At 43.9% G+C, this 1,529-nt stretch carries 1 rRNA gene; it reads right to left on the reverse strand.

Annotated features, from left to right (window positions below):
- Positions 1-1,281 (reverse strand): 23S ribosomal RNA (locus AYC61_RS20385); the annotation flags it as partial.
- Positions 1,282-1,529 lie beyond the last annotated feature (248 nt).

Raw genomic sequence — 1,529 nt, forward strand, 5'->3', positions numbered from 1 at the left:
ACCGCTCCTTACGGTACGACTTCAACCCGTGCAGAATGCTCCTCTACCACTGCTAACCATATAAATATAATCAACAATCCATAGCTTCGGTAATTGGTTTGAGCCCCGGAAATTTTCGGCGCAGAACCACTCGACCAGTGAGCTATTACGCACTCTTTGAATGAATGGCTGCTTCTAAGCCAACATCCTGGTTGTCTGTGTAGTCCTACATCCTTTACCACTTAACCAATATTTTGGGACCTTAGCTGATGGTCTGGGCTGTTTCCCTTTCGACTACGAAACTTATCTCACGCAGTCTGACTCCCGAGCATCATGATTATGGCATTCGGAGTTTGATAAGTTTTGGTAACGTTAAACGCCCCTAGACTATTCAGTGCTCTACCTCCACATCACTAACTCGAGGCTAGCCCTAAAGCTATTTCGAGGAGAACCAGCTATCTCCGGGTTCGATTGGAATTTCACCGCTATCCACAAGTCATCCCAACCTTTTTCAACAGATATGGGTTCGGACCTCCACGAAATTTTACTTCCGCTTCATCCTGCTCATGGATAGGTCACCCGGTTTCGGGTCTACGACATACAACTATTTCGCCCTATTAAGACTCGGTTTCCCTACGGCTCCAAGCCTGAAGCTCTTAACCTCGCTGCATATCGTAACTCGCTGGCCCGTTCTACAAAAAGTACGCGGTCGTACATAAATAGTACTTCCACTGCTTGTAAACATAGGGTTTCAGGTTCTATTTCACTCCCCTCCCGGGGTTCTTTTCACCTTTCCCTCACGGTACTATTCTCTATCGGTCACCAAGTAGTATTTAGCCTTGGGGGGTGGTCCCCCCAGCTTCCCACAGGGTTTCACGTGTCCCGTGGTACTCTGGATACTGACAGGCGGTATTCTTGTTTCATCTACAGGACTATCACCTTCTATGGTGGATCTTTCCAGACCTCTTCGACTACAATATCCCTACCTATATGTCAGTCCACAACCCCCATATTTCAATGAAATACAGGTTTGGGCTATTCCCCTTTCGCTCGCCGCTACTTAGGGAATCGATTTTTCTTTCTTTTCCTCAGGGTACTTAGATGTTTCAGTTCCCCTGGTATGCCTTCAGTTACCTATGAATTCAGTAACTGATACATGCAGTTTATGCATGTGGGTTTCCCCATTCGGATATTCCCGGATCAAAGTCTACTTGCGACTCCCCGAGACATTTCGGTGCTTATCCCGTCCTTCTTCGGCTCTTGGTGCCAAGGCATTCACCCTATGCTCTTAGTAACTTGACCTATTTTTTCTAATTTGATTAAAGAAACTCTAATTTTTATACAACCGGTGAGTTGTATTTCTTAAAAACTTACGTCTTTAAGACTTCTATTTAAAGAAGTTTTATATTGGAGTAATTTCTGTGTAGTTTTCAAGGTACGATTGAAAGTCATTAGACTTTCAAAATTGAACAGTGCTTCGCCTAAAAATTTTGTAAATGCTTAAAATACAAGGCATTAAATTTTTCATGGATACGAAGCGTACAAACGTA

This window comes from Abyssisolibacter fermentans (assembly GCF_001559865.1).
Classification (GTDB): Bacteria; Bacillota; Clostridia; order Tissierellales; family MCWD3; genus Abyssisolibacter; species Abyssisolibacter fermentans.